The 309-nt window shown below is 69.6% G+C and carries 1 pseudogene; it reads right to left on the reverse strand.

Features of this window, described 5'->3' with window-relative positions:
* Window positions 1-131 precede the first annotated feature (131 nt).
* Window positions 132-309, reverse strand: a pseudogene (locus ADK65_RS38445) (DUF3463 domain-containing protein); the annotation flags it as partial.

Below are 309 nucleotides of genomic sequence, written 5' to 3' on the forward strand. Positions count from 1 at the left end.
GTCATGACCGTTGTCCAGCTGGTCGTCCCCGATCTGCCGGCCCGCCCGCTCCCCGAGCGCCGCCTCTCCCGCCGGATCCATGACGGGCCGGCACCTCGGGGAAGCCCAGCTGGACAGCGGTCATGACGGCACTCCCGGTTCCCGGAGACCGTCTCCGGCAGGGCGCGCAGGGACTCCTTCAGTGATCCCATGGTGGCGAGGACGGCGGGGGGCTCGTAACCGCAATCAGCCATGGAGTTGGCGCACCGCGGGGCATTGCCCCGGCCGTACTTTTTTCCGTCGGGGTCCTCCAAGAGGCATCGGTGCATC

Source organism: Streptomyces sp. NRRL B-1140 (genome assembly GCF_001280065.1).
Classification (GTDB): Bacteria; Actinomycetota; Actinomycetes; order Streptomycetales; family Streptomycetaceae; genus Streptomyces.